Genomic DNA, 4,672 nt, shown 5'->3' with positions numbered 1-4,672 from the left:
ACGGAGGACGGGCCGGACGGGTCGGACGGGTCGGACGGGTCGGCTACGAGCGGCATGGTGGCTCCGATGGGGTGGCTGACGTGGTCGGTGGGGCGGGCCGGGCCGGTGGCGCCACTGGACGGGGCGGCGGGGTCACCGGAGATGCGAGGCCCGTCCTCCGTAATGCGGGCGCCGTCCTCCGTGGTGCGGGCGCCGTCCGCCGTGGCCGGGGCAGGCGTCGCGCCGCTTGCCGTTCGGGGGCGCGGGAGGGGACGGTCGGACGGATGGTTCGAGTGCTGTCGTTCGCTCATGGGCGAGACGTTCGCGCACCGGGCAAGACCCCGTCGACCCCTGTGGACAACGCTGTCCACAGGGCTCGACAGCGGCATCCGCGCCGGGGTATCGGGCCACGTCCGCCCATGTCAGACGGCTTGCGGCCGGCCCGCCGCCCGTTCGTGGCGAGGTCCGGCCACCGTGGTCGCGATTGTCAGACCCGTGCTGTTGCATGGGGGCATGGAGCACACGAGCGACGCATCACCTCGGGACCTGCGCACCGCCGCCGACGCCGTGCTGGCCAGGCTGGTCGGGGACGAGAGCGGCACCGCGCGGCTGCGCGAGGACCAGTGGCGGGCGATCGAGGCGCTGGTCGCGGACCGTCGCCGGGCGCTGGTCGTCCAGCGCACCGGCTGGGGCAAGTCCGCCGTGTACTTCGTGGCGACGTCGCTGCTGCGGGCGCGGGGCGCCGGGCCCACGGTGATCGTCTCCCCGCTGCTCGCGCTGATGCGCAACCAGGTGGACGCGGCGGCGCGGGCCGGTATTCGCGCCCGCACGATCAACTCGTCCAACACCGAGGAGTGGGAGTCCGTCCACGAGGAGGTGGCGGCGGGCGAGGTCGACGTGCTGCTGGTCAGCCCCGAGCGGCTGAACAACCCGGACTTCCGCGACCAGGTGCTCCCCAAGCTGGCCGCCGCGACCGGGATGCTGGTGGTCGACGAGGCGCACTGCATCTCGGACTGGGGGCACGACTTCCGACCCGACTACCGGCGGTTGCGGACCATGCTGGCCGACCTGCCCGACGGGGTGCCCGTCCTCGCCACGACCGCCACGGCCAACGCCCGGGTGACCGCCGACGTGGCCGAGCAGCTCGGCACCGGCGCGGGCGGTGACGCGCTGGTGCTGCGCGGTCCGCTGGACCGGGAGAGCCTGGCGCTGGGGGTGCTGCGGCTGCCCGACGCCGCGCACCGCCTCGCATGGCTGGCCGACCACCTGGCCGAGCTGCCCGGTTCCGGGATCGTCTACACCCTGACCGTCGCGGCGGCCGAGGAGGTCACCGCCTATCTGCGCCAGTGCGGGCACGAGGTGGCCTCGTACACCGGGCGCACCGAGGACGCGGACCGCCGGCAGGCGGAGGAGGACCTGCTGGCCAACCGGGTCAAGGCGCTGGTGGCGACCTCCGCGCTGGGCATGGGCTTCGACAAGCCGGACCTGGGGTTCGTGGTGCACTTCGGATCGCCGTCCTCGCCGATCGCGTACTACCAGCAGGTGGGTCGGGCCGGGCGCGGTGTGCGGCACGCGGAGGTGCTGCTGCTGCCGGGTGCCGAGGACGAGGCCATCTGGCAGTACTTCGCCTCGGTCGCCTTCCCTCCGGAGGAGCAGGTGCGCAGGACGCTGGACGTGCTGGCGCACGCGGACCGTCCGCTGTCGCTGCCGGCGCTGGAGCCGCTGGTGGAACTGCGGCGCACCCGGCTGGAGACGATGCTGAAGGTGCTGGACGTGGACGGGGCCGTACGGCGGGTCAAGGGCGGCTGGACGAGTACCGGCATGCCCTGGTCGTACGACGCGGAGCGGTACGCGTGGGTGGCGCGCCAGCGGGAGGCCGAGCAGCAGGCCATGCGGGAGTACGCGTCGGCCGCCGGCTGCCGGATGGAGTTCCTGCGGCGGCAGTTGGACGACGAGGAGGCAGCGCCGTGCGGGCGGTGCGACAACTGCGCGGGGCCGCGGTTCGACGCCAAGGTGTCGGCGGGGGTGCTGGACGCCGCGCGGGGCGAGCTGGGCCGCCCGGGAGTCGACGTGGAGCCCCGCCGGATGTGGCCGACGGGGCTGCCGGCGGCCGGGGTCCCGCTGAAGGGCCGCATCCCGGCGTCGGAGCAGTCGTCTCCGGGGCGGGCCCTGGGGCGGCTCTCGGACATCGGCTGGGGCAACCGGCTGCGGCCGCTGTTCGCCACCGGGGCCCCGGACGGTCCGGTCCCGGACGACGTGTTCGACGCGGTGGTGCGGGTGATGGCCGACTGGGCCCGGGGTCCCGGTGGTTGGGCGTCCGGCGAGGCCGACGCCCCGTCACGGCCCGCCGGGGTGGTGACCGTCCCCTCGTGCGGCCGACCCGAGCTGGTGGGCTCGCTCGGCCGCAGGATCGCCGAGGTGGGGCGGATGCCGCTGCTCGGCAGCCTGGTGTACACCCCGGAGTCCCCGGACCGGCTGTCCCGGACCAACAGCGCCCAGCGGGTGCTGGGTCTGCACCAGGCGCTGGCCGTGCCGCCGGAGCTGGCCGGAGAGCTGGCCTCGGCGGGCGGGCCGGTGCTGCTGGTGGACGACCTCACCGACAGCGGGTGGACACTCGCGGTGGCCGCCCGGCTGCTGCGCGGAGCCGGCGCCGAGGGGGTGTTTCCGCTGGTCCTCGCCGCCCAGGGATGAGTGCCGGCGATCAAGGGCCGGCCCCGCCCGGGGCGGGGCCGCCGGTCGTTCGCGGGGAGCTCGGAGGCGTCAGGCGGCTCGGAGTGGGCAGGATATGAGTGTCATACCAACCCATTCCCGGCGTCGACCTCAATTGCTCGTTGCCGCTGGCCCGTTCCGCCAGGAACAATCGGAATCCGCCTCCCGTGCGGCCCGTTCGCCTCAGAACGGGCTCTGCCGGTGCGTCCCTCACTCGACCCTGCCGCTTCCGTGCGCGCGTATGCGAAGGGAGGACCGTGACCTTCGGATTCGCCCCGTCCGCAGCCACTTCGATCAGCTCTGCGAGCGACTCGGCCAGTCGCCTGGCCCGCATGCTCCAGCCGGCGGAATGGGCGGCGGCGGGCATTCCCCTGCTGCGCAGTCCGCGGGAGATCGTCAGCGGCCTGCACGCCCGCCACCAGCCGACCCCGGCGACCGCCGTCGTCGCCGTGCTCGACCAGGAGGAGCGGCTCACCGCCAGCGCCTCCTTCGCCCGGCGCGCCACCCCGGCGGATGGCTGGGAGGTCCGCAACGCCCTGCTCTCGCACCTGCGCCGGGTCATCCCGCACGACCTGCGTCGCCGCAGCCCGGTGCGGACCGCGGTGCTGCTCTACTGCCGGGACGGCGACGAGCGCTGGACGGAGGAGGACGGGGCGTGGATGTGGGGACTGCGCGACGCCTGCACTCTGCACGGGCTGCGCTGCGGCGCGTACATCACCCTGACCGGCGGCGGCTGGCAGGTGCTGGGCGAGGGCCGGGGCGGTCGGCGTCCGCACGCGGGGTCGCCCCCCGGCAGCCTCGCCGATCCGGACCGGGACGGCTCGCTGTCCCCACCGCGCGGCGCCGCCGGGGCGGCCGACGTGCTCCGCCGCACCGCCGCCCGCTGAGCCGGGAGCACGTCCGGCACGCCGGTGCCCGGTACCGCGCACGACGGCCCCGCGACCCCGATCGGCTTCGCCGCCCGGTGGTGAGGGCCTGACGGTCGCTGCCCGGCGATCATGGCCCTGCGGGCACGGCCTGGTGGTCGCCGCCGCTTGGCGGTTGCGGCCTGACGGTCGCCGCCCGGTGTGATCGCCGCCTGGCAGACGCCGGCCGGCGGGTGCGGCCTGTAGCCGTCGGGGCCCGGTAGTCGCCGCGGCCCAGCAGTCGCTGGCCCGGAGGCCGCGCCCGAGGGTCGCCAGAACCACCCGCCGGGCGGACGACGGCGATCCGGCAGCCCGGCGTGGAACACGTGCCGTGTCCCGAGGCCGCACGGCGCAGCCGCGTTACTCGTCGTACCGCGACGACTCGACGTACCGCTCGCTGTCGGATCGCCCGTCAAGCCGCGCGGTCGTGCCTCGGGCCGCACCACGCGGGCGGGCGGCCGGTCGGGGCCACGCGGCCGGAACTCTGGTCATGCCGTGCGGCCGCGCCCCCGGTCGTACCGCACGGACACGGGCCCGGTCGTACCGCGCGGGACACGGCCCCGTACCCGCGCGGTCGTGCCGTCCGGGCAGGCGTCAGACGCCCGCGCCGAGCGCGGAGTTGACGCGGTCGGCGTCGCCGCAGACCACCAGCAGCGCACCGGCACGGTCCAGCGCGGCCGGCAGCACACGGGCCGCCGTGTCGTCTCCGCCGCCGTTCAGGGCGACGACGACCACCGGCCGTTCGAAGGCACGGTCCAGGGAGGCGGCGTCCGCGAAGAACACGTCCTCGCGGGCGTCGAGCTGGGCCCAGTAGGACGCCTCGCCGAACGACAGCTCGTGAACGGCCCACGGGTGCTGCTCGCCGGTGGTGAGCACCAGGATGTCGCCCGGCGCGCGGCCGGTGTCCAGCAGCAGGTCCACCGCCTCCTCGGCGGCGTCGAGCGCGCCGTCCACGGAGGCCGGGATCGACTGCACCTGGGCTCGGGCCGCCGGCGCGGAACGATTCTCCTGGCGCGGACCGGGCGTCGGGGCCGAGCCGGTGCTCTGGCGCGGAACGGGCGGGGCGGGCCGGGCGGGGC

3 protein-coding genes and 1 pseudogene are annotated in these 4,672 nt (G+C 75.7%); 2 read left to right on the top strand and 2 right to left on the bottom strand.

Annotated features, from left to right (window positions below; all coding sequences use genetic code 11):
* Positions 1-290, bottom strand: a pseudogene (locus C6N75_RS31180) (hypothetical protein); the annotation flags it as partial.
* 202 nt (positions 291-492) lie between these two features.
* On the opposite strand from C6N75_RS31180, the gene C6N75_RS29595 reads away from it, so the two are divergent.
* Complete coding sequence (locus C6N75_RS29595) at positions 493-2,670, top strand: RecQ family ATP-dependent DNA helicase (protein ID WP_105871909.1); 2,178 nt, start codon at positions 493-495, stop codon at positions 2,668-2,670.
* A gap of 275 nt (positions 2,671-2,945) precedes the next feature.
* The gene (locus C6N75_RS29590; protein WP_105871908.1) at positions 2,946-3,575 is read left to right on the top strand and encodes a hypothetical protein; all 630 of its coding nucleotides are present in this window, start codon (positions 2,946-2,948) and stop codon (positions 3,573-3,575) included.
* A gap of 612 nt (positions 3,576-4,187) precedes the next feature.
* Here the strand turns inward: C6N75_RS29590 and C6N75_RS29585 are convergent.
* Positions 4,188-4,672, bottom strand: a 485-nt coding sequence (locus C6N75_RS29585; RefSeq protein WP_105871910.1) for a hypothetical protein, incomplete at its 5' end; no start/stop codon positions are given.

This window comes from Streptomyces solincola (assembly GCF_002982015.1).
Lineage (GTDB): Bacteria > Actinomycetota > Actinomycetes > Streptomycetales > Streptomycetaceae > Streptomyces > Streptomyces solincola.
Note: the sequence above shows the minus strand (reverse complement) of the source record. Positions and strands in the feature narration are given on the sequence as shown.